The 225-nt window shown below is 75.6% G+C and carries 1 pseudogene; it reads right to left on the bottom strand.

Features of this window, described 5'->3' with window-relative positions:
- Window positions 1-225: pseudogene (locus tag J3476_RS18470) on the bottom strand (hypothetical protein); the annotation flags it as partial.

The following is a 225-nucleotide window of genomic DNA, read 5'->3' as shown; positions in this document are numbered from 1 at the left end:
TCGCGGGGGTGGCGCGCTCGGCGGGTGGGTGCCCGGTGCGCTCTGGTACGGCCGGGCGCCGCTGGGATAGCCCGGCTGCGGCGGGACCGGCGAACCGCTCGGACGGCCCGGCACCCTGATCGACGTCGTGGAGGGCGGCCGGCCGGCCGATCCTTGGTGGCGGCCGACGTCGAAGGTCAGCAGCGGACCGTCAGGATTGCCGAGGTGGATCTGCTGACCGTCGAC

This window comes from Mycobacterium sp. PO1, from assembly GCF_017312405.1.
Classification (GTDB): Bacteria; Actinomycetota; Actinomycetes; order Mycobacteriales; family Mycobacteriaceae; genus Mycobacterium.
The sequence above is the reverse complement of the archived record's forward strand: the minus strand, read 5'-3'. Positions and strand labels throughout refer to the sequence as shown.